A 22,911-nucleotide genomic window follows, 5' to 3' on the forward strand; every position below is an offset into this window, starting at 1 on the left:
GATGCGCATCGCGGTCATCGGCTCGGGTATCGCGGGGCTGGCCAGTGCCTGGTGGCTGGATGGCCAGCACGAGGTCACGCTGTTCGAGGCCAACGATTACCTCGGCGGCCACACCCATACCCACGACGTGCAGGTGGCGGGCCGAGGCATGGCGGTGGATACCGGTTTCATCGTCTTCAACCCCCAGCACTATCCCTTGCTGTCGGCGCTGTTCGACGAGTTGGGCGTGGCCTCGCAACCGACCACGATGAGTTTCTCCATGCACAGCGAGCGCAGCGGCGTGGAGTACAACGCCACCTCGCTGGATGGGCTGTTCTGCCAGCGCCGCAACCTGGTATCGCCGCGCTTCTGGGGCATGCTGGCCGATCTGCGCCGGTTCTATCGCGACGCGCCGTTGCTGCTGGCCGAAGAAGACGGTCCCACGCTCGGCGAGTACCTGCGCAGCCAGCGCTATGGCGAGGCGTTCATCGACGAGCACCTGCTGCCGATGGCCTCGGCGCTGTGGTCCTCGCCGACGGCCACCGTGCAGGCGTTCCCGGCGCGCTACCTGGCCCAGTTCATGGCCAACCACCAGATGCTGCAGATGACCGGGCGGCCAAGCTGGCGGGTGGTCAGCGGGGGATCGACGCGCTACGTGGATGCGCTGCGTCGCCGCTGGCGCGTGCATGAGCGGCTGCAATGCCCGGTCAGCAGGGTCGAGCGCATGCCCTGGGGTGCACGCGTGCACAGCAGCGCCGGCGTGGAGGCCTTCGACGAAGTGATCCTGGCGTGCCACAGCGACCAGGCACTGGCGTTGCTTGCCGACGCAGATGCCATCGAACGTGAGGTCCTCGGCGCCATCCGCTATCAGTCCAACGAGGCGGTGCTGCATACCGATGCATCGTTGCTGCCGCGCAACCGCAAGGCGTGGGCGGCCTGGAACGCGCACGTACCACAGGATCGCGCGGCGCCCTGCACGGTCAGCTACTGCATGAACCTGCTGCAGGGCCTGCCGGGCGACATCCCCCTGGTAGTGACCCTCAACCGCAGCGAGGCAATCGATCCGGCCAAGGTGCTGCGGACCCTGCATTACGCGCACCCGGTACACGACCACGCTGCAGTACGCGCACAGCAGCGCTGGGCGGAACTGCAGGGCCGCCGCCACACATGGTTTGCAGGCGCCTATTGGGGCTGGGGATTCCACGAGGATGGCATCCGCAGTGCCCGCCACGTGGTCGATGCCCTGCAGGCCTGCGCTCCACATCGGAACGTATCCGCCTCGGATGAGGTGGCGGCATGAGTGCCAGCGCGCTCTACATCGGGCAGGTGATGCATCGCCGGCATCATCCGCATCCGCATGCATTCCGTTACCCCATCGCGCAGCTGCTGCTCGACCTGGATGAACTCGACACGGTGTTCGCCGGGCGCTGGTTGTGGTCGGTCAATCGCCGCAACCTGGCCGAGTTCCGCCGCAGCGACTACTTCGGTGATCCCGCGCGGCCGCTGGCCGATGCGGTGCGCGATCACGCTGCGGGCACGCTTGGCTACCGGCCAACCGGTCCGGTGCGCCTGCTCACCCATCTCCGCTTCGCCGGGCATGTCTTCAACCCGGTCAGCTTCTACTACTGCTACCAGGCCGACGGCAGCACGCTGGACTGCATCGTGGCCGAGATCACCAATACCCCCTGGAAGGAACGGCACGCCTATGTGCTGCCGGTCGCCACGGCCCTCCACGAAGGGGCGTCATTGCGCTGGCAGTTCGACAAGCGCTTCCATGTCTCGCCGTTCATGCCGATGGATTGCCGCTACGACTGGCGCTTCAACCGACCGGACCAGGACCTGCGCGTGCACATGCAGGTCTGGCGCGACGGGGTGCGCCAGTTTGATGCGACCCAGGCCATGCAGCGACATGCCTTGAACGGCCGTGGGCTGGCCCGGGTGCTGGCCTGCTATCCGCTGATGACCACCCAGGTGGTGGCCGCCATCCACTGGCATGCACTTCGGCTGTGGATGAAACGCAACCCCGTGCACGACCACCCTGCTCTTGCCGAGAAACCACGATGAACTCGATGACCCCTCTGGTCGCCCTGCCGCGCCCCGGCGCCCTGGATGCGTTCCTGCGCCGCCGCCTGCTGGCCCAGCTTGCCCCCATGCGCGACGGTCGCCTGTGCGTACGTGACGCATTGGGCGAGGTCTGGCTGGGCGATGCCTGTGGCGAACTGCATGTCACCGTCACCATCGATGACCCTGGGTTCTATCGCAAGGTTGCAGCGCAAGGCAGTGTGGGCGCAGGTGAAAGCTACATCCAGGGCGAATGGCACTGTGATGATCTGGTGGCACTGATCCGGCTGTTGGTACGCAATCGCGACCTGCTGGACGGCATGGAGCGTGGCCCGGCCCGCGTGGGTGGCTGGCTGCTGCGGGGCTGGAACCGCCTGCGCCGGAACAGCCGTGAGGGCAGCCGCCGCAACATCGCCGCGCACTATGACCTGGGCAACGATTTCTTTGCCCTGTTCCTGTCGCCGGACCTGATGTACTCGTCGGCGTTGTTCGCCAGTGAGTCCGAACCACTCGAATCGGCCTCGCGGCGCAAGCTGGACCGCATCTGCCAGCAGCTGCAGCTCAAACCCGGCGACCGCGTGGTGGAAATCGGCACCGGCTGGGGTGGTTTCGCGGTCCATGCCGCCCGGCACTATGGCTGCCATGTCACGACCACCACCATCTCTGCAGAACAGCATGCGCTGGCCGCCCGGCGCGTACGGGAGGCGGGCCTGCAGGACCAGGTCACGCTGCTGATGCAGGACTACCGCGACCTGCAGGGCCAGTTCGACAAGCTGGTGTCGATCGAGATGATCGAAGCGATCGGCGCCGAATACCTGGACACCTACATGGCCACGCTGCAGCGCCTGCTCAAGCCTGATGGCGTTGCCCTGCTGCAGGCCATCACCATCGAGGACCACCGCTACGAACAGGCCCGGCGCAGCGTCGATTACATCAAGCGCTATGTGTTCCCGGGCAGCTTCATCCCATCGATCAACGCGATCATGGCCGCCAAGAGCCGATCCAGCGACCTGCAGCTGATCGCCCAGCAGGATTTCGGCCACTCCTACGCATTGACCCTTCGCGCCTGGCGCCAACGTTTCCTGGCCCAGCTGCCGGCAGTGCAGGCGCAGGGTTTTGACGCGCGCTTCTGCCGGCTGTGGGAATTCTACCTGGCCTATTGCGAGGGTGGCTTCCTGGAACGTTCGATCGGCGTCTCGCATCTGCTGCTGGCCCGTCCGGACCACCGGCCCATTTTCGCTGCGACCGACAGCCACTGACATGCATCGCTTCTGGGCCAATCTGCTCGGCAACCAGCTGGTCTGGCTGTGTGCCGTGGCCGGCGCGAGCCGCGGCTGGCAGTGGCCCGCGCTACTGGCCGCTTCGCTCTACATCGGCAGCCAGCTGTTGACCTCACCGCGCCCCCGGCTGGATCTGCGGCTGTTGATGTTGGCACTGGCCTGCGCATGGCTGGTCGACGCCAGTGCCGCCGCCAGCGGCACGGTGCGCTACGCGGCGGCCCCACTGGGTTGGGCGCCACCGCCGTGGATCATGGCGTTGTGGGCGGCGTTCGCGATGACGCTGACCACGTCGATGCGCTTCCTGCAGCACCACCCGGCCCTACCGGCCCTGTTCGGCCTGCTGCTGGCACCGCTGGCCTATCTGTCTGCCGCACGCGGTTTCGACGCAGTGCGGTTCGCAGATCCCGTATGGCCAGGACTGCTGGTGCTGGGCGCGGGCTGGAGCATTGCGCTTTCCCTGCTGTGCCGGACCGCCCGTCGCGGCATGCACATCCCGCAGCCGCCCTTCGCAGGAGCGTCGTCATGATCAATCTGATGTGGGTCCTGCTGTACGCCGTACTGGTGATGAGCTGGGGCTGGGCCTGGCAGCGCCGCCACCACAACATCGGCGTGGTCGATGTGCTCTGGGCAAAGGGCGTGGGCGCCTCGGCGCTGTTGCTGGCGCTGCTGGGCGACGGTGCGGTGATGCCGCGGATCGCGCTGGGCGTGCTCGGCGGCTTGTGGGGCAGTCGACTCGCCCTGCATCTGTGGCACCGGGTCCGTCACGAAGAAGAGGACGGACGCTACCGCTACCTGCGCCAATACTGGCACGGCCACCAGGGCAAGATCTTCGGCTTCTTCATGGCGCAGGCGCTGCTGATCCTCCTGTTCGCCCTGCCCTTCGTGGCGGTGGCTGCCAACCCTCGGGCCGACCTGACCCTGTGGGTGGTGGCCGCAGCGCTGGCCTGGCTGCTGAGCGTCGGCGGCGAAAGCCTGGCCGACCGCCAGTTGGCCCGCTTCCGCGCCGACCCGGCGAACAGGGGCCGCACCTGCCGCGCCGGGCTCTGGCGCTATTCCCGCCACCCCAACTACTTCTTCGAGTGGCTGCACTGGTTCACTTATGTCCTGCTCGCGGTCGGCTCGCCACTGTGGTGGCTGGCCTGGGCCGGCCCGCTGCTGATGTACGTGTTCCTGCGCTATCTGAGCGGCGTTCCATTCACCGAGAAACAGGCACTGCGCAGCCGCGGCGACGACTATCGCGCCTACCAGCGCAGTACACCGATGTTCTTTCCCTGGTTTCCCCGTTCTTCCAAGGAGCATTCCGCATGAGCGCGATCCCGTCACTGAACCCAGCCGAAGATGCGGAAACCGGGTTGATCGCCTGGGCCGAACGCGGGCTGATCCCCGATGCGGCGCTGCGTGCGGGCATCCGCCGCTTGTGCGCGCAGCGCCTGCATGAAGAAAGCGAGGGTGGCATCGAAGGCCAATCGGCACGCTTCAGCCGGCGCATCGTCGAGCTGGCCGACAGCCCGCTCGCGTTGCATACCGACGCAGCCAACCGCCAACACTATGAAGTGCCGGCAGCCTTCTTCCAGGCCTGCCTGGGCAAGCGACTGAAGTACAGCAGCTGCTACTACCCCACCGGGCGCGAAACGTTGGACCAGGCGGAGGACGCCATGCTGGAACTGTACGGCCAGCGCGCCGGACTGGCCGATGGCCAGCAGATTCTTGAGCTGGGCTGCGGCTGGGGCTCATTGACCCTGTGGATGGCCGAACGCTACCCGCAGGCGCATATCACTGCCGTCTCCAACTCGCACAGCCAACGCCAGCACATCATGGCGCAGTGCCAGGCGCGCGGCCTGGACAACGTCAAGGTGCTGACCTGTGACGTCAACCAACTTGATCTGCCGACAGCCCGGTTCGACCGGTGTGTCTCGGTGGAGATGTTCGAGCACGTACGCAACTACGAGCGCCTGCTGGCAGGCATCGCACGGTGGCTGAAACCGGATGGCGCGTTGTTCGTGCACATCTTCGCCCATCGCACACTGATGTATCCGTTCGAGACCGAGGGTGGCGACAACTGGATGGGCCGCCACTTCTTCACCGGCGGCCTGATGCCGGCCGCCGACACGCTGCTGCATTTCCAGCGCGACCTGAGCCTGGATCAACGCTGGTTGCTGGACGGCACCCACTATCAGCGCACGGCCGACCACTGGCTGGCCAACCAGGATGCCGCCCGCGAGCAGGTGATGCCGGTGCTGATCGCCACCTACGGCCAGGCTGCAGCGAAGGTCTGGTGGCAGCGCTGGCGGATGTTCTGGATGGCATGTGCCGAACTGTTCGGCTACGACGACGGCCAGCAGTGGCTGGTCGCCCACTATCTGTTCCGACCCCGCTGAGGTGCCCCATGAGCATGTTCTCGCTGCTTCCGCTGATCGCAGTCGGCCTGTTCGGCTCAGGCTGCTCCTCCAGCGACACCCGGCCGCTTCCGCGTGCGCCGTCGGTGGATGTGCCACGCTTCATCGGCGACTGGTACGTGATCGCCCATATTCCGTCCTGGCCCGAACGCGATGCCTACGATGCGGTGGAAAGTTATGCCTTGAAGCCCGACGGGCGCATCCAGACCACCTTCACCTATCGCAAGGGCAGCTTCGATGCGCCGCAGAAGTCGATGCACCCCGTCGGCCGTGTCGAGAAGGAAGGCAATGGCGCGATCTGGGGCATGCAGTTCATCTGGCCGATCCAGGCCGAGTACGTGATCGCCTGGCGGGATGACGACTACCGCCAGACCATCGTGGCGCGCAGCAAGCGCGACTATGTCTGGTACATGGCGCGTACGCCGCAGGTGTCCGACGGCGACTACCAGAAAGCCGTGCAGCGCATCGCCGAAATGGGCTACGACATCCGCCGGCTGCGGCGCGTGCCGCAATCCATCCGGTAGTGCGTGGCAACAACGACCCGATTGCGCCCTGCGTCATGCATCACCCGGCAGAGGATGCCAGAATTCCCGGACAGACCTGAGCCGGGGATCAGCACGATGGGCAGCCACGCAGAAGCGACATGGAACGGGCTTGAAGTGCGGCAGATCCGTGCGAGCGACCTGGATGTGATCTGTGCCCACCGCGAAGCCATGTTCCGCGAGAGTGGGCGGACCGAGGAGGTCCTGCGGGCGATGGCGGCTCCTTTCCGTGCCTGGCTGGCGCCGCGCCTGGCCTCGGGCGAGTACTTCGGCCATGTTCTTGCAGACCAGGGCAGAACCATCGCCGGCATTGGCCTGATGCTGATCGACTGGCCACCCCACCCTGCCCATCCGGAACAGGGCTGCCGCGGCTACGTCCTCAACGTGTATGTGGAACCGGAGTACCGCCGCCGGGGCATCGCCCGGAAGCTGATGGTCCTGGCAGACCACGCCTTCGCCGAGCGTGGCGCCACCTACGCGGTCCTGCATGCCACCGCGCAAGGGAAGCCGCTGTACGCCGACCTTGGCTGGGCCGGAACCAGCGAGATGGCACGCAGCCTGCGCGACGAGGGGCGAACGCCCTGAAGTCGATCCCGGCCGGTGCGGATCGGTGGCATGCCGCACCGGAAGCTTCCCGATGACATCCACGCCAAGCGCCATCACGCTTGCGGAAACGGCTTGTTTCCGCCCTGGCAATCCATCCCGCCAATGGATAGCCCCGAATCGATGGATAAAGCGCATCGATTCTTAGGAATAATCGCAAAAATCAAGCATTTTCGATGTTCGCCGCGACAGCAGCGCCAGAATGGTCATCACGCCCCATGGGCGCCGATCACCTCCCTGCGCATGAATGGACCTCCTGCCCCGCGCCCGCTGCGACTGGCACTACTGGACGACCACGAAGTCGTCCGTCGCGGCACTGCCCTGCACCTCTCCCGCGACGCCCGCTTCCGTATCGTCGCCAGCCACGCCCGCAGCGACGAACTCATCGACAGCCTCCAGCAGATGCGGGTGGATGTCGCGATCATCGATCTGACCCTGGCCCGCGACGATCGCAGCGCGTCCGAGCTGACCCCGCTGCTGCGCGAGCACTTTCCTCGCGTCACCCTGCTCGCTTTTGCGACCCTTTCACCCTCGATCCACATCAACCAGCTCATCGCCACGGGTGTCAGCGGCGTGGTCAGCAAGGCCGAACCACTGCCGATGCTCGCGGACGCGATCGTGCGGGTATCGCAGGGCCTTCCGCGACTGCCACCCGACTGCACGCTGCCGGGAGACTGCGAAGAGCTCAGCCGCAACGAGCGCGAAGTACTGGAGCTCCTGCTGGCGGGCCTGACCGTTTCGGAAATCGCGCTCCGCCGCCATCGCAGCATCAAGACCGTCAGCACACAGAAGGTTGCGGCCCTGCGCAAGCTCAGGCTGCGCAACGATGCCGAGATCTACGCCATGCGGCAGCAGCTGGAATCACCGTGAAGATGCGCGATCGAATGCGTACATCCACCCTCCTGCTGTTGGCGCTCATCCTGCTTCCCGCCGCGTCGGCCGAGGATGCGTCATCACTTGAATGGGGGCCGGGGCGCGAAGTCCGGGTGGCGACCACGCCGTCGCTGCACCCGGTACCCGCTGCACTCGCTGGCGGCACGACGTTGCCAAGCCTGGCCCATGGCTACGCCAATCTGGTTGCACGGCGTTCGCAGCTGCAGTTCCAGGAGCACCAGCATCCCAGCACCGGCGCATCGGTGGCTGCCGTCTGCAGACGCGAAGCGGATCTGGTACTGGTGATTGGCAACCACCTGCAGCCACCCTGCCCCGGCCTGGTGGCATCCAGCACGTTCCGCGGTGGCAAGACGATGCTCGCCGGCCGCAGCGGCGAACGCCTGCCACGCGATATCACGGAACTGGACCACCAGGTCCTGGCCGTGCTCGAAGGGGGGCCGTATGCGGGATGGCTGGCCGCGCGCCATCCGCACGTCCGCCTGCTACACCTGGCCGATCGGCACGCCACGCTGGCAGCTGTTGAAAACGGCACCGCCGATCTGGCAATCGGCCTGGAAACGACCCTGCGGCCCCTGATCCGTCGGCATTTCGCCGGGCACTTGCACCTGCAGCCTTTCGACAGCGATTTCTCCACCGACCTGCACCTGCTTGCGCGCCACGAAGATCGCCAGCTGCTGGAGCGCATCGAGCGGGCATTGCACGACATTACGCTGGAGGAACATGCCGGCCTGTTGCAGCTATGGGCCCAACAGGCGGCCCCCGCCTCGCTGGAGCACGTCCTGGACTGGATGCGTCAGCTGCCCCCGCAGTGGCTGCCGGCCCTGGCTGCCGCATTGGCAGTCGCCCCGTTCCTGTGGCATGCCTGGCACAGGCGCCTGCGTGCTGAAGGCCGTGCCCGCGCCCGCGCGATTGGCATGTTGAGCCACGAGGTGCGCAATTCGGCCCAGGCAGTCCTTGCCTCGATCGACCTGCTCAGCCAGCCGTCGGCGCCCATGGGGCAGCGAGAAGCGCTGGCGGCTGCACATGCCGCGGGCTCCTCGCTGCGCAACCTGCTCAACCGCTCGCTGGAGTTCTCACGCCTGGCCAGCGGCACCTTCAAGCCGCACGTAGAACCTTGCGACATTGCACGACTCTGCCGCCAATCGCTGGATGCAATTCGTCCCCAGGCTCGGCAGCGCGGGCTGGCGCTTCGCTTCGACTGCCTCCCCGAGCCCTGCCCCATTGTCGCCATCGATCCGGAAGGACTGCGCCAGATCATCGACAACCTGCTGGGAAACGCACTCAAGTTCACCGACGTCGGCGGCATCGAGCTGCGCCTTCAACTGACGCCAGGCAACCACCCTCGTGAGCTCATGCTGGATGTGATCGACAGCGGAATCGGCATCACTGCAGAGCAACTCACCGTGCTGTTCCAGCCATTCCAGCAGGGCGGAGACGGCAAGGAGCGCGGAGGCAGCGGATTGGGACTGATGATCGCGCATGCGCTTGCCCGCGCAATGGGCGGCAACCTGTCAGTACACAGCGTCCCCGGGCGCGGCAGTCGCTTCACCCTGCGCCTGCCGGTACGCCCCGCCAAGGCCAAGGTCACGTCAACCGCCAGCGCCGGCGCGGGAACGCCGCTGGGCGGGGTTGAGCTGCTGCTGGTGGAGGACCACGCCCTCAATCGCCGGGTCATCAGCGAGCAGCTGCGCCGCCTGGGTGCCGATGTACACGCGTCTGGCGACGCCGCCAGCGCGCTTGCCGAGCAGGCCGTGAGACCGCGCAGCGTGATCCTGCTCGACATCGGGCTCGGGGACATGGATGGCTATGCGCTGGCCATGCAGTTGCGCAGGCAGGCGCGCGCCCCGCTGCGACTGATCGCGCTGTCGGCACGCCGTGATCGTCGGCATGTGGCGCGCTGCCGGAAAGCAGGGTTCGACGCCACCCTGACCAAGCCACTACAGCTTGAGTCACTGCTGCGGGCGCTGGAGCTGCCGGCGACCGGACAGGCCATCGCAACGGGCACAGCCGCAGGCGACCCCGACTACATCACGGACATCGGCCACGAGCTGCTGCGGATCGAACAGGCCATCGATGACGCCAGTGCCACTGACCTATGCCATCACGCGCATCGGCTTCAGGGGGCCCTGCAGATATACGGGGCTGCCGCAGAGGCGGACACGGCGGGCGACCTGTGGGAGCTGGGTCGCGACGCCACACCCGACTGGGCCGATGCGCGACGCCTGTTGCGCGTCCTTCAGCAATGGCATGGCTCCCGCGCTGCGGAAGCCATGCCCGGGGCCTGATCAGGCCGCCAGACGCTCGACCTGGCGACGGGTCAGGTCGTTGAAGCGACCCAGCGACATCAGATGCTGGTGGATCAGCGCCAGCCAACCACTGCGATGCCACTCGATCACAGTGGCTTCCGGCAGCGCGACGAACTTCTCGACGTCGACGACCTGGAAACCATTGAGGTTGAATTCACGGCCATCCGGGGTACGCACGGTGGCGTTGCGCTCGACCAGCAGGCCGTTGTCGATCAGGGCCTTGGAGAAGGCCTGGGTCTGTTCGTGCTCACGGGTGAACTGGCCACAGAACTCCAGCGCCTGCTGCACCATGTCGGTGGCCTTGCCATCGACGAACAGCGGCTGGCCTTCGTCACCGCCCTTGACCACGCGCGAGCTCTCTTCGTCGATGCCCAGCAGGAAATCATTGTCCGAGCCGGTGTCGATGAAGATGAAGGGGTGGCGACGCAGGTAGGCCGGGATATAGGCCTCGTCTTCCCACAGGCCATCCTTGATGAACAGGTTCTGGTCGGATACGCCAACGGCAGCCATCGGCACTGCGGTCGGGCCAGCGAAGAGGATCGGGAAGTGGTGCAGCGCCAGCGAGAACTCGCCGAGCACCAGCGGAATGGCGTTGTTGCCCGCGGCAAACTCGAGCCTGCCCGGCAGGATGCGCAGGTCGGCGTGCACATCGGCCTGCAGCGGCACCGGACGGGTGTAGAACAGGGGGGCGTTGCTCGGCGCCGCTTCGGTGGTGGTGTCGCTGGTGGTGGTCATCTTGGGAACCGTTCGATCATGCGCGCCTGCCATCCCGGGCGCGCCAGCGGGAACAACCTGAATCCCGCATTATCAACAAGCTCGATGACAACGGCCACCCCATCGTCGGCCTATTTCAGCTGCAGGGGGTACCGCTGCCAGAGCACATGGACCAGGAAACCGGCCAGTTCGGTGTCACGCGCGCTGACCGCTGCGCGGATCTTGTCCAGCAGCACCATGTCCGAACAGGAGCGCACATCCGCGTGGTTGGCCTGCCCTGCCCGGCGCGCGCGGTAGCGCGCGGCCCGTTGCGCGTCACTCATGGCGTACCCGAACTTGGGCGGACGGCCGCGCTTTCGCGGCAGGGTCAGCTCCAGGGTTCCGGGGTCTTTGTCATCACGCATGAGAAGGGTGCGGGCGGCGGCGAGCAACGGGGGGTGCGCAATTTATCGTGAGGCATCACTTTAATCCAGCTTTTTCTGCAGTTTTGTTGCGATGCAATGCAAAAAAATCGCATCCCGAGGGCCCCATCCACGCATGGCGTGGATCTACTGCAGAGCTCGCGACCCGATCGCCCTGTAGATCACGCCATGCGTGGATGCGCGCCCCGAACACAAAAAAGGGGCGCCCGCGAACGGGCTCCCCCCACCTTTCCTCATGCAGCGCGTACCGGCTCGTAGCCGTGCAGGTGCGCCTCGCTACTCGCCCGCCCCTGGCTGAGCGAACGCAACGACGTGGTGTAACCCACCAGCTGCGCCAATGGCGCAAAACCACTGACCTCAGCGCGACCGTCCTGGTCCTCGATGCGGGCGATGCGACCGTGGCGCCGGTTGAGGTCGCCGACCACATCGCCCACCGACGCCGATGGCGAATGCACCGTCACCGCCATCACCGGTTCCAGCAACTGCGTGCCACCTTCAGCCAGCGCGGCCTTGATCGCCTCGGCACCCGCGCGATGGAACGCCATCTCCGAAGAGTCCTTGGCATGGGTCTGGCCATCGACAAGACTGACCTCGATGCCGACCACCGGATGACCCTGCGGCCCTTCCGACAGCGCGGCACGTACGCCCTTCTCCACCGCAGCGATGAAGCTGCGCGGCACCACGCCACCGACGATGCGGTCGTTGAACACCACCTTGTCATCCTCGCGCGGCGACACATCCAGCACCACGTGCGCGAACTGGCCCTGGCCACCGGTCTGCTTGACCAGCCGCCCGACGACGCCGGTCATCGCACGCAGCGGCGTCTCCTGGTAGGCCACGCGTGGCGCACCTACGCCCACGTCGACCTTCCATTCGCTGCGCAGGCGCTCGACCATCACCTCCAGGTGCAGCTCGCCCATGCCCCAGACCAGGGTTTCCGCCGTGTCGCGATCGGTTTCGACGCGGAACGACGGATCTTCCTGGGCCAAGCTGGCCAGGCCCTGCGCCATCCTGATCAGGTCGGCCGCACGCGCCGGCTCCAGGCGCCACGCCAGCACCGGCGCCTGGGCCTGGATGTTCTCCAGGCGCAGCGGCTGCGCACGGCCGCTCAGCGTTTCGCCACTGACCGCATCCTTCCAGCCCAGCACCGCGACAATGTCACCGGCCACGGCCTGCTCGATGTCGTGGGTCTGGTCGGCCTGCACCCGCACCAGCCGGCTGACACGCCGTCCCTGTGGGTGCTGCGAGCTGGCCACCGCGTCGCCCACCTTCAAGGTCCCCGAGTACAGCCGCACGAAGCTCAGCGCGCCGTGTTGCTGGTGGGTGATCTTGAACAGCAGGCCCGCCAGCGGACCGTCCGGATCCGGCGGCAGCACCACCTCGCCGCTCTCGCTTTCGGCGGTCACGGCAGGGCGATCCAGCGGCGACGGCAGGTAATCGACCACGGCATCGAGCAGCGTCTCGATACCCTTGTCCTTGAACGCAGCACCGGCCAGCACGGGCACGCCCGCACCCGCCAGCGTCGCCCGGCGGATCGCCGCGCGCAGCTGTTCGGCATCGATCACGCGACCTTCCAGCCAGGCATCGGCCAGTTGTTCATCGTGATCGGCCACGGCCTCGACCAGCGCATCGCGCTGAGCCTGCCACTGCGCGCGTGCCGCGTCGTCCCACGGGGCCACCGTGGTTGCGGCGCCATCCTGCCACTGCAGCACGCGCTCATCGACCAGGTCGACCCAGCCATTGAAGCCGCTTTCGCTGCCCAACGGCACGCCCAACGCCCACGGTCGCGCCTGCAGTTTGTCCTGCAGCTGCTCCAGCACGCGCTCGAACGAAGCACCGACGCGGTCCATCTTGTTGACGAAGGCGATCAGCGGCACGCGATGGCGACGCGCCTGGCGCCATACCGTCTCGGACTGCGGCTGCACGCCGTCCACGGCCGAGAACACGGCCACGGCACCGTCGAGCACGCGCAGTGAACGTTCGACTTCGATGGCGAAGTCGATATGGCCGGGGGTGTCGATCAGGGTCAGCCGATGCGACGGCAGGTCACGTGGCGCCCACTGCGCCTGCACGGCGGCAGCGCCGATGGTGATGCCGCGTTCGCGCTCGATCGCCGAGAAATCGGTGGTCGCATTGCCGTCGTGCACTTCGCCGACGCGGTGGATCTCGCCGCTTTTCCACAGCAGGCGTTCGGTCAGCGTGGTCTTGCCGGCGTCGATGTGGGCAATGATGCCGAGGTTGCGACGGCGGGAAAGGACGTGGGTGTTCATAAAGAGGTTCCTGCAAAGCCAACTTCAGGGGCCGCACACCCCGGTTGGCGACAGGGTGCGCGGCTAGCGTTCGGTCTCGGCGATCTGGTGCATGGCACGTTCTCCTTCGCAGTACTGGGTAGAGTCGAGTAGGTAGCGTCGACTGGGTAGCGTCGACTGGGTAGAGTCGACTGTTAGTCGACTAATGAGAAACAAAAACAAAAAGAGCGCCCCGGAGGGCGCTCTGTCGAAGGTCCAGCGATGACCGCTTCAACGGCCTCGTGGGGCTCCAGGCAGACACGCCCGTTCCGCGCTTGCGCGGGTCAGGGTGAAAAACTTCAGGAGCGGCATCCGGTTCATGGGGCGCATTCTAGACCTGCCAATCTGGCGCGCAAGTGAATATTGCACACAATAATAGAACGATGAGGCCGACCGACATCGGGGTCGGATCCCTTTGCCCAAAGCAAAGGGCTCTGCCCCTGCCATGTCCTACTTGCAGTCGTGCAGCTTGCGCGCCTCACCCACGGTCGCCGCCTGGTCGTCGCCCATCGAGATCCACCCCTTCAGCGACGTCGCCGGGTCCATGTGCGGCAGCCGTGCGCCACCTTGGATCAGCACTTCGGTCCAGCTCCCCACCGGCGCCAGCTCGGACAGGCGTGCCGCCTGATCGTCCTCGGTACTGAACATGTCGTCCGGGCCCGCCGGAGGCGTGGTATTCACGGTTTCCGTCTTGTGGGTCCGGACCCGAAGTGCACCGTCCGGCAGCCGCTGGGTGATCACCTCGTATCGCTCAACACCATACGCCCAGCTGCTTTCGCCAACGCTGCGGGTCTCGCTGCCGTCATCGGCCACGGCCACCACCTCGCCGGCCGGCCCGATGACGCCCGCGACAGCCCCCAGGCCTGACATCAGCGCCTGATAGACGATCATCTGCCGCTGTTCGGAGGTCAACGCACCGGCCTTGAGCTTGGTCGCAGGAATCTTCAGGTACGCCGTCTCCCTGCACAGCACCAGCACCTGCTGGTCGTCCCAGCTCACCGACATTTCCTCGTTGGCGAAGTACTGCGTCTTCATCGACGTCACAGCGGCACCGTCGCTATTGGAATGTCGGGTCTCGATCAGCGAGGCGTTCTCGGCCGCGTCGGTCAGCGAAACCTGAGAGGTCGAAGCCGCATTGGCAGCGCAAGCGGAAGCAATCATTGCCGCGAGCAGCACGCTGCAGGTAACGGTGCGGAACATGGCATCAGTCCATTGAAGAAGACGAAGCAATCATGATACCCGGAGCAACCTGGCGGGCCCTCGCTCAGGTCACCACCACCAGCGGCACCCCGCGCCTTGGGTGCTCCAGCACCACCACATCCTGCTGGTAGACCCGCTGCAGGTTGTCTTCGGTCAGCACCTGCAGCGGCGTGCCATCGGCCGCCACCCTGCCCTGTTCCAGCAGCACGATGCGATCGGCGTAGCCAGCCGCCAGGTTCAGATCGTGCAGCACCACGATCACGCACGCACCAGCTTCGGCACTGGCACGCACGCTACGCAATGTGCGCTCCTGGTGGCGCAGGTCCAGCGCGGCGGTCGGCTCATCGAGCAGCAGCAGCGGCGTATCCTGCGCCAGCACACGCGCGAACGTGGTGCGGGCGGACTCGCCACCGGACAGCTGCTGCACCTCGCGCAGGCGCAGCGCCTGCAGTTCGGCGGCATCGATGGCCGCTTCCACCCGGGCTTCGTCCGTGACCGGGTCCGGCGGGTGTGGCAACCGGCCCATCGCCACCACCTCCTCTACGCTGAAGGCGAAACGAACGCCGTGCTCCTGCGGCATTACCGCGCGCTCGCGCGCCAGCGGCCCGGCCTTGTAGCTGGCCAGCGGTTTGCCCAACAGGCTCACCTCGCCCGCATCGGCGCGCAGGTCGCCGGCCGCTACCGCCAGCAAGGTGGACTTGCCTGCGCCGTTCGGGCCAACCAGCGCGGTCACCGTACCCGGCTCGAACGCGAGCGAGATGCCATGCAGGATCTCGCGCTGCTGGCGGCGCACCACCACCTCGTGCAGCTTCAGCAGTACGCTCATGGCGCCGCCTTGCGGCGCTGCTGCAGCACCAGCCAGAGGAAGAACGGCGCGCCCAGCGCGGCCGAGAACAAGCCCAGCGGAATCTCCGCCGGCGGATCGAGCGTGCGGGCCGCGGTGTCGGCCACCACGATCAGCAGCGCGCCCAGCAGGCCGGACAACGGCAGCAGCCAGCGATGCCCGGGGCCGACCAGCAGGCGCGCCACGTGCGGCACCACCAGGCCAACGAAACTGATCGAACCGGCAAAGGCCACCGCCGCGCCCACCAGCAGCGCACTGAACGCCACCAGGCGACGCCGCGTGCGGGTCACGTCCAGCCCGAGGTGCTGCGCCTGGCGTTCGCCCAGCGCCAGCATGTCCAGCGGCGTGGCCAACCGCTGCAACGCGAACACGCCGATGGCAAACAGGGGCACCACCGCCGCCACATCGGCCCAGTTGGCACGCGCCAGCGAGCCCATCTGCCAGAACACCAGCGACTGCAGTTCGCTTTCGCTGGCGATGTAGGTGAGGAAACCGATCAGCGCCGAGCAGAACGCGGCCATCGCGATGCCGACCAGCAGCAGCGTGGCATTGCCACTGCCTTTGCCGGGTCGCGCCAGCGCGTAGGTCAGGCCGATCGCCAGCGCACCGCCGGCGAATGCCGCTACAGGCACCAGCCAACCGGCTGCGCCCGCAGCGCCGAGAACAATGGCTGCGACTGCACCCAGCGCAGCACCCTGGCTGACACCGACGATGCCGGGGTCGGCCAGCGGATTGCCGAACAGGCCCTGCAGGCTGGCGCCGGCCATCGCCAATGACGCGCCGACCATCGCGCCCAACAGGGCACGCGGAATGCGCAGCTGCCAGACCACGGCCAGGTCGCGGCCGCTGACCGCCTGCGGATCGAGCAGCCCCAGCTTCACCGCCAACGCCTGCATCACCTCCAGCGGCGGCAGCCGCAGCGGGCCCACGGCGAACGAGGCCAGCACCGCACCCAGCAGTGCCAGCAACGCCACCAGCAACATCGTCCGCCCGCGACGGCGGCGCCGATCCGCTGGACTCATGCCTTCGGCAACGCCGCCAGGGCCTTGGCCAGCGCCAGCGCGCCCGCACCGGAACCGACACTGGTGTACTTCAGCTGCACGTCCGGCATCACCCAAACCCGATTGGCCTGCCCGGCCGGGGTCTGCTTCAGCGTCGGGTACGCCTTCCACAGGCCCTCGGCACCGCCGAACAGCTGCAGGTCATGCTCGGTCACCAGGATCACCTCCGGCGCTGCGGCGACCACGCCTTCATTGCTCAGCTGCGAGTAGTTCTTCACCCCCGCCTCGGTGCCGATGTTGACGCCGCCAGCCAGCGCGATCAGCTGCGCCGAGGCGCTGTCGGCACCGGCAACAGTCGGTGAGCCGCCAGCGCCGGTGGCCGACACGTGGATCAGTCGTGGCGCATGGCCCAGGCCCTTGCCAATCGCTGCAGCCTCGTCGAGCTGACGCTGCACCTGCGTGGCCAGTGCTTGCCCTGCCTCGGCCAGCCCTAGTGCAGCGGCGACCTTGCGCACCTTGTCCGGCGCCGGCTGCAGGTCATCGATGACCACCGCCGGCTCGCCCACTTCGCGCAGCTTCTTGGCCAGTTCGGTATGGCGGCGCAGGCTGTTGCCGAGGAACAGCGAGCCCTGCAGGCTCAGCACGCCCTCCACGCCAGTGGTTCGGTTGAACAGGAACTGGTGCGGCGCGGCCAGGCCGGCCTGGGTGGTGGTGTTGGTCGGCGCGGCAAATACCTGCTTGCCCAGCCCCAGTGCTTCGATCACCGCGATGACGTCGTCGCCACCGGCGATGATCCGGCTGGTGTCGGCCACTTCGATATCGGCGCCATCATCGGAATGCACCTTGGCCGGCAGCACCGCCTTCTGGCCGTGCACGGCCGGCATTTCGGCTCCTGCCACGCGCTGCCAGCCTACCGGCAGCACGGTTTCCGCAGCGGCCGCCGTTGCTGCGGGCGACTCGGCAGGCGTATTGGCATCAGAGGGAGCCGACGAGCCGCCACAGGCAGCCAACGCCAGCGAAACAGCGAACGGAAGCGCACACAGGCGCAGACGGGACGCGATGTTCATGCACATTCTCCTTGCTGGCAGGGCGACGCGCACGCCACCCTGCCCTGTGACTTACTGCTTCGGGGTGATGCGGGTGATGCGGTCACCCTTCGGGTCTTCAGCGCCGCGCGACTTGTTCACCGCGAACACGTTGCCCTTGCCATCGGCGCGGACGTGGTTCGGCAGCGTGCCGCCATCAAGATTGGCGACCACCTTGCCGTCACCGTTCACCACGGTGACCGTGCCAGCGCCACGGTTGCTGACGTAGGCGAGGCCGGAGGCATCATCGAAGGCGACGTTCAGCGCGCCGGCGCCGACCGGCACATCGTGCAGCACCTTGCCGGCGGCCACGTCGACGATCAGCAGGTTGTCGGTGCCCTGCGAGGCCACGTACAGGCGGTTGCGTGCCGCGTCGTAGGCCACGCCCGAGGCACTGATCGAATTGCCCAGATCGATGACCTTCTCGACCTTGCCGCTGGCCACATCGATCACCGCCGCTTCCGGGGTGCCGATGCTGACGGTGAACAGCTTGCCGCCCTTCTCATCCAGCACCAGGCTCATCGGGGTGAACTTGCCGTCGTCCACGCCGGATTCCAGCGTCACCTGCGGCAGTTCCTTGAAGGTCTTCGCATCGAACACCGACAGGTGGTCCTCGCCGGTGGCAGAAGCGAACACCTTGCCGCGCGTGCCGTCGACCACCACGTCGCGCGCGTGCGGCACGGCATCGACCGGGAACTGATGGACCAGCGACAGGTCCTTCTGGCGATAGACCGCGATGGAGTTCTGGCGGGTGTTGGTGACCCAGACATTGCCGTTGGCGTCATCCACGCCCACGCCGTAGACCGCGTACACCGCGCCATTGGTGCTGCCCGGCACTTGCGCCGGGGTGATCGCCTTGGTCACCTTCAGCGACTTCGGGTCCAGCTTCAGCAGCTGCGACTGGGTCACCGGCGGGCGACCCACCGCCGAGGTCACGAACACTGCGTTGCTGGCGGCGCTGTAGGCGGACTGGTACAGGCCCGGCACCAGCTTGTTGGACTGGGTGGCGAACTGCGCCTGGCCGGACAGCGGCAGCTGCGGCGAAACGCGCAGCTTCAGCACGGTGGCCGCAGCCGGTTGGCTGGCGCGCACCACCACCGGATGGGTGCCCGGCACCGCGTCGGCCGGAATGCTCAACTGGGCCTTGAAGTTGCCATCCGCGTCGACCACCAGCGGCTGCGCGTTGAGCACGCTGTCACCGCGCAGCAGGCTGACCTTCTGGCCCGGCACGAACCCACGGCCGACCACGTCGGCAGTGCTGCCGGGAACCACGTTCTCACCGCGTGAGACGACTTCACCCTTGAAGGTGGCGTTGGCCGGCTGGTCGAACACCGGCTGCGCGGTGGCGGTCACCGCCAGCAACAGGCCGGCGGCGAGAGAGGTGAGACGGAATGACGGACGGAACGACATGGAAGGCTCCTTGCACACGTAGGCCGCGCCACGTGACGCGGGATTCATCGGTTGCCTGGGCCGCTGCACGCCGGCAGCCTCGCCTGGGTAGTGGGGTCGCACGGCATCGCGTGCGAAGGGATTCACTCGGCGGCGTTGTCACCACCCGTGGGGGCACCGTCACCGGCGCTGCGGTCGGTCACGCCGTACAGTTCATGCAGCGCGGCATGGAACGAGGCCGGCAGCATCGGGCCGTGTCCCAGCCCCGGGAACTCGCGGTACTGCACGCTCATGCCCGGCACCTTGGCCAACCGTTCTGACAACTGCATCGCCGCATCCGGCGTGGCGCCACCGATGCGGCGCAGGTGCGCGACCACCCGTGGGTTGCTCATGTCACGCTTGCCACGATCGCCAACACGCTCGGCACCGCCCAGCATCAACCAGAGCTTTGCCGGCTGGCCATGCACGTTCTGCACGAACTGCTGTTCCGGATCACCCAGCGCCGCGCCCTGGCTCCACCACAGCGAGGGACTGGCCGCCAGATAGGACTGGAAGGCGGCGGGACGGGTGTACAGCGCATTGAGCACGAACAACCCACCCAGCGAGTGGCCCCACAGCGCTTGCTGCTGCGTATCGATGCGTGCGCGACGCTCGACTTCCGGCTTGATGCGGCGTTCGATCACATCCAGGAAGGCCGCAGCACCACCGCCGACCGCCTGGGTCGTACCGCTCTCATCGTCGGCGCGGTCGATCCACGCGGTGTAGTCGCGGGTGCGCGCCTTGGAATCGATGCGCAGGTCATTGTCGTAGCCGATCAGCACCAGCACCGGCGGCGCCTTGCGCGCGGCCAGTTCGGCCAGCAGCGGCTGGTCCAGCACCATGGCGACGGCATTGCCGTCCAGCGCGTAGAGCACCGGGGATGGCGTCTTGCCGGCCTTGGCCGGAATCGCCAGGTTCACCCGCCAGCGGCGTTGCTGGTCGGGACTGTCCACCACGAAATGCTCGAAGCGATAGCTGGCCGCCGGCTCGTCGAGTACGGTATGGCCGATCTTCTGCAGCGGATTGCGCTGCTGCGCATGGGCGTACGGGGTGGCCAGGAGCAGACCCATCATCAAGGCGGCCAGGCCGCGGGCCAGCGGACCACGGCGCGAAGGCGGGACGAAATGCATCATCAGCGGCGGCAGGAGCGACCAATGGCCGCCGGTTCATAGGGGACCGCAGTCTACCTTAAACGCGAATGATTATCACATCGATCAAACGTCACACTGTGTATCACGCGCGCGATACGTTCATTTTCCCGGTTGCACCGGAAACACTGAATCCACTATTTTGCCCGGCAGCGGGGCGCAGGAGCGCCCTACCCTCGCAGGGCTGCGGATGGATGGGTGATCGAGCCATCGGCCGCGCCCTGTCCTTGCCAAACCTATCCACGCATGGCGTGGATCTACTGACCACCACCCACGGGAATGGATCCCGTGACTGCGAGAACGCCTTGAAGCGCACCACCCTGATCGTCCTTTCCCTTGGCCTGCTCGCACCGCTGGCCGCCCATGCCGCACAGGACCTGCCAACGCTCTACCAGGCCTTTGAAGAGGCCGGCAATTCGTCACTGGGCATGGACCAACTCAACCAGACGGTGACATTCACTGCCGTAGCACTGAGCGTTTCCAGCAACCTGGCGGGCGAGCCGCTGATCGAGGCCGGCGATGACCAGGGCAATGTCCTGGCCCGGCTGACCAGCGACGACGAACAGCAGGCGGCCAAGCTGGGCGCACTGGAAGAAGGCGCGACCTTCACCGCCAGCTGCACGCTGCAGTTCAGCTCGGGCACCGATTACCTGTCCTTCGGCGATTGCACCATCAAGTAAAGATGAAGCCGGCAAAATGCCGGCTTCATTTCTTTGCCTCTGTAGCGTCGAGCCATGCTCGACTCATGCATCATCACGGCCCCGTAGGCACCGGACCATACACGTTCTCCTGCGGCGTGCCCGGCAGCAGCGAGAAGATCATGATCACGATCCCGCCACCCGGTACCAGCGCCAGCAGGAACAGCCAGCCCGACTGGTTGCAGTCATGCAGGCGGCGTACGGTCACTGCGATCAGCGGCACGATCGTGGCCAGCCACATCACACACAGCAGCACCACCATGCCGATCAGGATGCCGGCCAGCGCTTCGGCACTGTTGCGCAGGAGGATCGCCAGCACGCCGGCCAGCAGCATCACTGCCGTTGCGACCAGGAACAGGAACAGCTGGTACATCCAGTACTCGCGGCGGTTCGCGCGACCCTCGAACTGGGCGTAGCGCTTCAACGGCAGAATCATTTCCTGCACGGCATCGATCCTTGAAAAAGTAGCCGCGCAGTGTGCCAAATGAACGCGTGCAGGACAATGTAGAGCCAAGCCATGCTCGGCTGTCGGGAGCCGTGAAGTGCTGCGAAAAGCAGTCGAGCATGGCTCGACGCCACATGAACCGGGTCAGCGGCCCTTCGCGGCGCGCGCAGCCTCGCGCTCGGCGCGCAAACGATCCAGCTTTTCCTTCAACTTGATTTCCAACCCGCGCGGCACCGGGTTGTAGTACACCCGTTCGCCCATCGCATCCGGGAAACCGGTCTGGTCGAGCGCGATGCCACCCTCCGCATCGTGGTCATACTGGTACTCGGCGCCGTAGCCCAGTTCCTTCATCAGCTTGGTCGGCGCATTGCGCAGGTGCAGCGGCACTTCTTCGGTACCACTCTCGCGCACGTCGGCCTTGGCCTGGTTGAAGGCCGCATAGCCGGCGTTCGACTTGGCGGTGCTGGCCAGGTACAGCACCAGCTGGGCGAACGCGAGTTCGCCCTCCGGACTGCCCAGTCGCTCATAGATGTCCCACGCTTCCAGCGCCATGCTCTGCGCACGCGGGTCGGCCAGGCCGATATCCTCGATGGCCATGCGGGTCAGCCGGCGCGCCAGGTAAGACGGATCGCAGCCGCCATCGAGCATGCGGGTCAGCCAGTACAGCGCGGCGTCCGGGTTGGAGCTGCGCACGGATTTGTGCAGCGCCGAGATCTGGTCGTAGAACTGCTCGCCGCCCTTGTCGAAGCGGCGGGTACGATCGGCCAGCACCTGGGTCAGGGTCTGCGGCGTGATGCGACCGCCCTCCCCGCCCGCCAGCTCGGCGGCGATTTCCAGCAGGGTCAACGCACGGCGCACGTCGCCATCGGCGGCGGTGGCGATTTCCAGCAGCAGTTCGGGAGCGACCTCGATGCCCTCCTCGCCCAGGCCGCGTTCGCGGTCGCCCAGCGCACGTTCCAGCGCCTCGACGATGTCGGTCGGCGAAACGCCTTCCAGCACATGCACGCGGCAACGCGACAGCAGCGCCGAATTCAGCTCGAAGGATGGATTCTCGGTGGTGGCACCGACGAACAGGATGGTGCCGCGCTCGATATGCGGCAGGAACGCATCCTGCTGCGCCTTGTTGAAGCGGTGCACCTCATCCACGAACAGCACGGTGCGGCGGCCTTCGGCGAAGCGTTGCGCGGCCTCGGCCAGCACCTGGCGCACCTCCGGCAGGCCGGACAGCACGGCAGAGATGGCGCGGAATTCCGCATCAGCGTACTCGGCCAGCAGCAGCGCCAGCGTGGTCTTGCCGCAGCCCGGCGGCCCCCACAGGATCATCGAATGCACGCGACCGGATTCGACCGCGCGGCGCAGCGCACTGTCCGGCGCCAGCAGGCGCTTCTGCCCGACCATTTCATCCAGGGTGCGGGGGCGCATGCGCTCGGCCAGCGGGCGCATGTGTTCCCGATCGACGCTCAGCAGATCGGGTCCGGGGAATGAAGTGGAGCGATGTCTTGGCACCCGGTCATTGTACCGCGCCGCCCAACGGTAGCGCCGGGCCGTGCCCGGCGGGCGGGACGCGATGTCTGGTA

At 66.7% G+C, this 22,911-nt stretch carries 22 protein-coding genes; 11 read left to right on the forward strand and 11 right to left on the reverse strand.

Annotation, left to right across the window (positions count from 1 at the left end):
- The first annotated feature begins 1 nt into the window (after position 1).
- The 10 genes from H4O10_RS01560 (at position 2) to H4O10_RS01605 (ending at position 10,040) form a co-directional block, all read left to right on the forward strand.
- Entirely contained in the window at positions 2–1,279 is a 1,278-nt protein-coding gene (locus H4O10_RS01560) for an FAD-dependent oxidoreductase (protein ID WP_076738931.1), read from the forward strand.
- Complete coding sequence (locus tag H4O10_RS01565) at positions 1,276–2,043, forward strand: DUF1365 domain-containing protein (RefSeq protein WP_012480157.1); 768 nt, start codon at positions 1,276–1,278, stop codon at positions 2,041–2,043. The genes H4O10_RS01560 and H4O10_RS01565 overlap by 4 nt, the downstream gene beginning before the upstream one ends.
- Positions 2,040–3,299 (forward strand): cyclopropane-fatty-acyl-phospholipid synthase family protein, encoded by a 1,260-nt coding sequence (locus H4O10_RS01570; RefSeq protein ID WP_012480156.1) that lies wholly within the window; start codon positions 2,040–2,042, stop codon positions 3,297–3,299. Before H4O10_RS01565 ends, H4O10_RS01570 begins: the two co-directional genes overlap by 4 nt.
- Before the next feature lies 1 nt (position 3,300).
- Positions 3,301–3,846 (forward strand): DUF2878 domain-containing protein, encoded by a 546-nt coding sequence (locus H4O10_RS01575; RefSeq protein WP_012480155.1) that lies wholly within the window; start codon positions 3,301–3,303, stop codon positions 3,844–3,846.
- The gene (locus tag H4O10_RS01580; protein WP_012480154.1) at positions 3,843–4,628 is read left to right on the forward strand and encodes a DUF1295 domain-containing protein; all 786 of its coding nucleotides are present in this window, start codon (positions 3,843–3,845) and stop codon (positions 4,626–4,628) included. The genes H4O10_RS01575 and H4O10_RS01580 overlap by 4 nt, the downstream gene beginning before the upstream one ends.
- Entirely contained in the window at positions 4,625–5,698 is a 1,074-nt protein-coding gene (locus H4O10_RS01585; protein WP_049397267.1) for a cyclopropane-fatty-acyl-phospholipid synthase family protein, read from the forward strand. Before H4O10_RS01580 ends, H4O10_RS01585 begins: the two co-directional genes overlap by 4 nt.
- 8 nt (positions 5,699–5,706) lie before the next feature.
- Entirely contained in the window at positions 5,707–6,240 is a 534-nt protein-coding gene (locus tag H4O10_RS01590) for a lipocalin family protein (RefSeq protein WP_076738930.1), read from the forward strand.
- A gap of 96 nt (positions 6,241–6,336) precedes the next feature.
- Complete coding sequence (locus H4O10_RS01595; protein WP_043033545.1) at positions 6,337–6,843, forward strand: GNAT family N-acetyltransferase; 507 nt, start codon at positions 6,337–6,339, stop codon at positions 6,841–6,843.
- Positions 6,844–6,873: 30 nt separating this feature from the next.
- The gene (locus H4O10_RS01600) at positions 6,874–7,731 is read left to right on the forward strand and encodes a response regulator transcription factor (RefSeq protein ID WP_224119204.1); all 858 of its coding nucleotides are present in this window, start codon (positions 6,874–6,876) and stop codon (positions 7,729–7,731) included.
- A 2-nt stretch (positions 7,732–7,733) separates the two neighbouring features.
- Positions 7,734–10,040, forward strand: a complete 2,307-nt coding sequence (locus H4O10_RS01605; protein WP_076738929.1) for an ATP-binding protein — start codon at positions 7,734–7,736, stop codon at positions 10,038–10,040.
- Here the strand turns inward: H4O10_RS01605 and H4O10_RS01610 are convergent, their stop codons facing one another.
- The 9 genes from H4O10_RS01610 to H4O10_RS01650 form a co-directional block, all read right to left on the reverse strand.
- A complete protein-coding gene (locus H4O10_RS01610) occupies positions 10,041–10,796 on the reverse strand; it encodes a SapC family protein (RefSeq protein WP_005409617.1) in 756 nt (251 codons plus the stop codon).
- Positions 10,797–10,906: 110 nt separating this feature from the next.
- Positions 10,907–11,179, reverse strand: coding sequence for a hypothetical protein (locus H4O10_RS01615; protein WP_005409616.1), 273 nt, complete (start codon positions 11,177–11,179; stop codon positions 10,907–10,909).
- 251 nt (positions 11,180–11,430) lie between these two features.
- Positions 11,431–13,467 (reverse strand): elongation factor G, encoded by a 2,037-nt coding sequence (fusA, locus tag H4O10_RS01620; RefSeq protein WP_060380914.1) that lies wholly within the window; start codon positions 13,465–13,467, stop codon positions 11,431–11,433.
- A 468-nt stretch (positions 13,468–13,935) separates the two neighbouring features.
- Positions 13,936–14,685 carry a hypothetical protein gene (locus tag H4O10_RS01625; RefSeq protein ID WP_076738928.1) on the reverse strand — a complete coding sequence of 250 codons (750 nt, stop codon included), beginning with the start codon at positions 14,683–14,685 and terminating at the stop codon, positions 13,936–13,938.
- Between the two features lie 64 nt (positions 14,686–14,749).
- Positions 14,750–15,511 (reverse strand): heme ABC transporter ATP-binding protein, encoded by a 762-nt coding sequence (locus tag H4O10_RS01630; RefSeq protein WP_076738927.1) that lies wholly within the window; start codon positions 15,509–15,511, stop codon positions 14,750–14,752.
- Positions 15,508–16,551 carry an iron ABC transporter permease gene (locus tag H4O10_RS01635; RefSeq protein WP_076738926.1) on the reverse strand — a complete coding sequence of 348 codons (1,044 nt, stop codon included), beginning with the start codon at positions 16,549–16,551 and terminating at the stop codon, positions 15,508–15,510. Before H4O10_RS01635 ends, H4O10_RS01630 begins: the two co-directional genes overlap by 4 nt.
- Complete coding sequence (locus tag H4O10_RS01640) at positions 16,548–17,597, reverse strand: ABC transporter substrate-binding protein (protein WP_060380375.1); 1,050 nt, start codon at positions 17,595–17,597, stop codon at positions 16,548–16,550. The genes H4O10_RS01635 and H4O10_RS01640 overlap by 4 nt, the downstream gene beginning before the upstream one ends.
- 51 nt (positions 17,598–17,648) lie before the next feature.
- Complete coding sequence (locus tag H4O10_RS01645) at positions 17,649–19,025, reverse strand: ATP-binding protein (protein WP_076738925.1); 1,377 nt, start codon at positions 19,023–19,025, stop codon at positions 17,649–17,651.
- 122 nt (positions 19,026–19,147) lie between these two features.
- Positions 19,148–20,176 carry an alpha/beta hydrolase-fold protein gene (locus H4O10_RS01650; protein WP_059034410.1) on the reverse strand — a complete coding sequence of 343 codons (1,029 nt, stop codon included), beginning with the start codon at positions 20,174–20,176 and terminating at the stop codon, positions 19,148–19,150.
- A gap of 320 nt (positions 20,177–20,496) precedes the next feature.
- Here H4O10_RS01650 and H4O10_RS01655 point away from each other — a divergent pair, with 320 nt between their 5' ends.
- Positions 20,497–20,871, forward strand: a complete 375-nt coding sequence (locus H4O10_RS01655) for a hypothetical protein (RefSeq protein ID WP_043033556.1) — start codon at positions 20,497–20,499, stop codon at positions 20,869–20,871.
- 73 nt (positions 20,872–20,944) lie between these two features.
- Here H4O10_RS01655 and H4O10_RS01660 read toward each other — a convergent pair whose 3' ends face one another.
- Both H4O10_RS01660 and H4O10_RS01665 read right to left on the reverse strand, forming a co-directional pair.
- Complete coding sequence (locus H4O10_RS01660) at positions 20,945–21,334, reverse strand: DUF805 domain-containing protein (protein ID WP_005413291.1); 390 nt, start codon at positions 21,332–21,334, stop codon at positions 20,945–20,947.
- A gap of 144 nt (positions 21,335–21,478) precedes the next feature.
- Complete coding sequence (locus H4O10_RS01665) at positions 21,479–22,777, reverse strand: replication-associated recombination protein A (RefSeq protein WP_224481979.1); 1,299 nt, start codon at positions 22,775–22,777, stop codon at positions 21,479–21,481.
- Positions 22,778–22,911: the final 134 nt, after the last annotated feature.

The sequence above is a fragment of the Stenotrophomonas sp. I18B00994 genome (genome assembly GCF_014145825.1).
Lineage (GTDB): Bacteria > Pseudomonadota > Gammaproteobacteria > Xanthomonadales > Xanthomonadaceae > Stenotrophomonas > Stenotrophomonas maltophilia.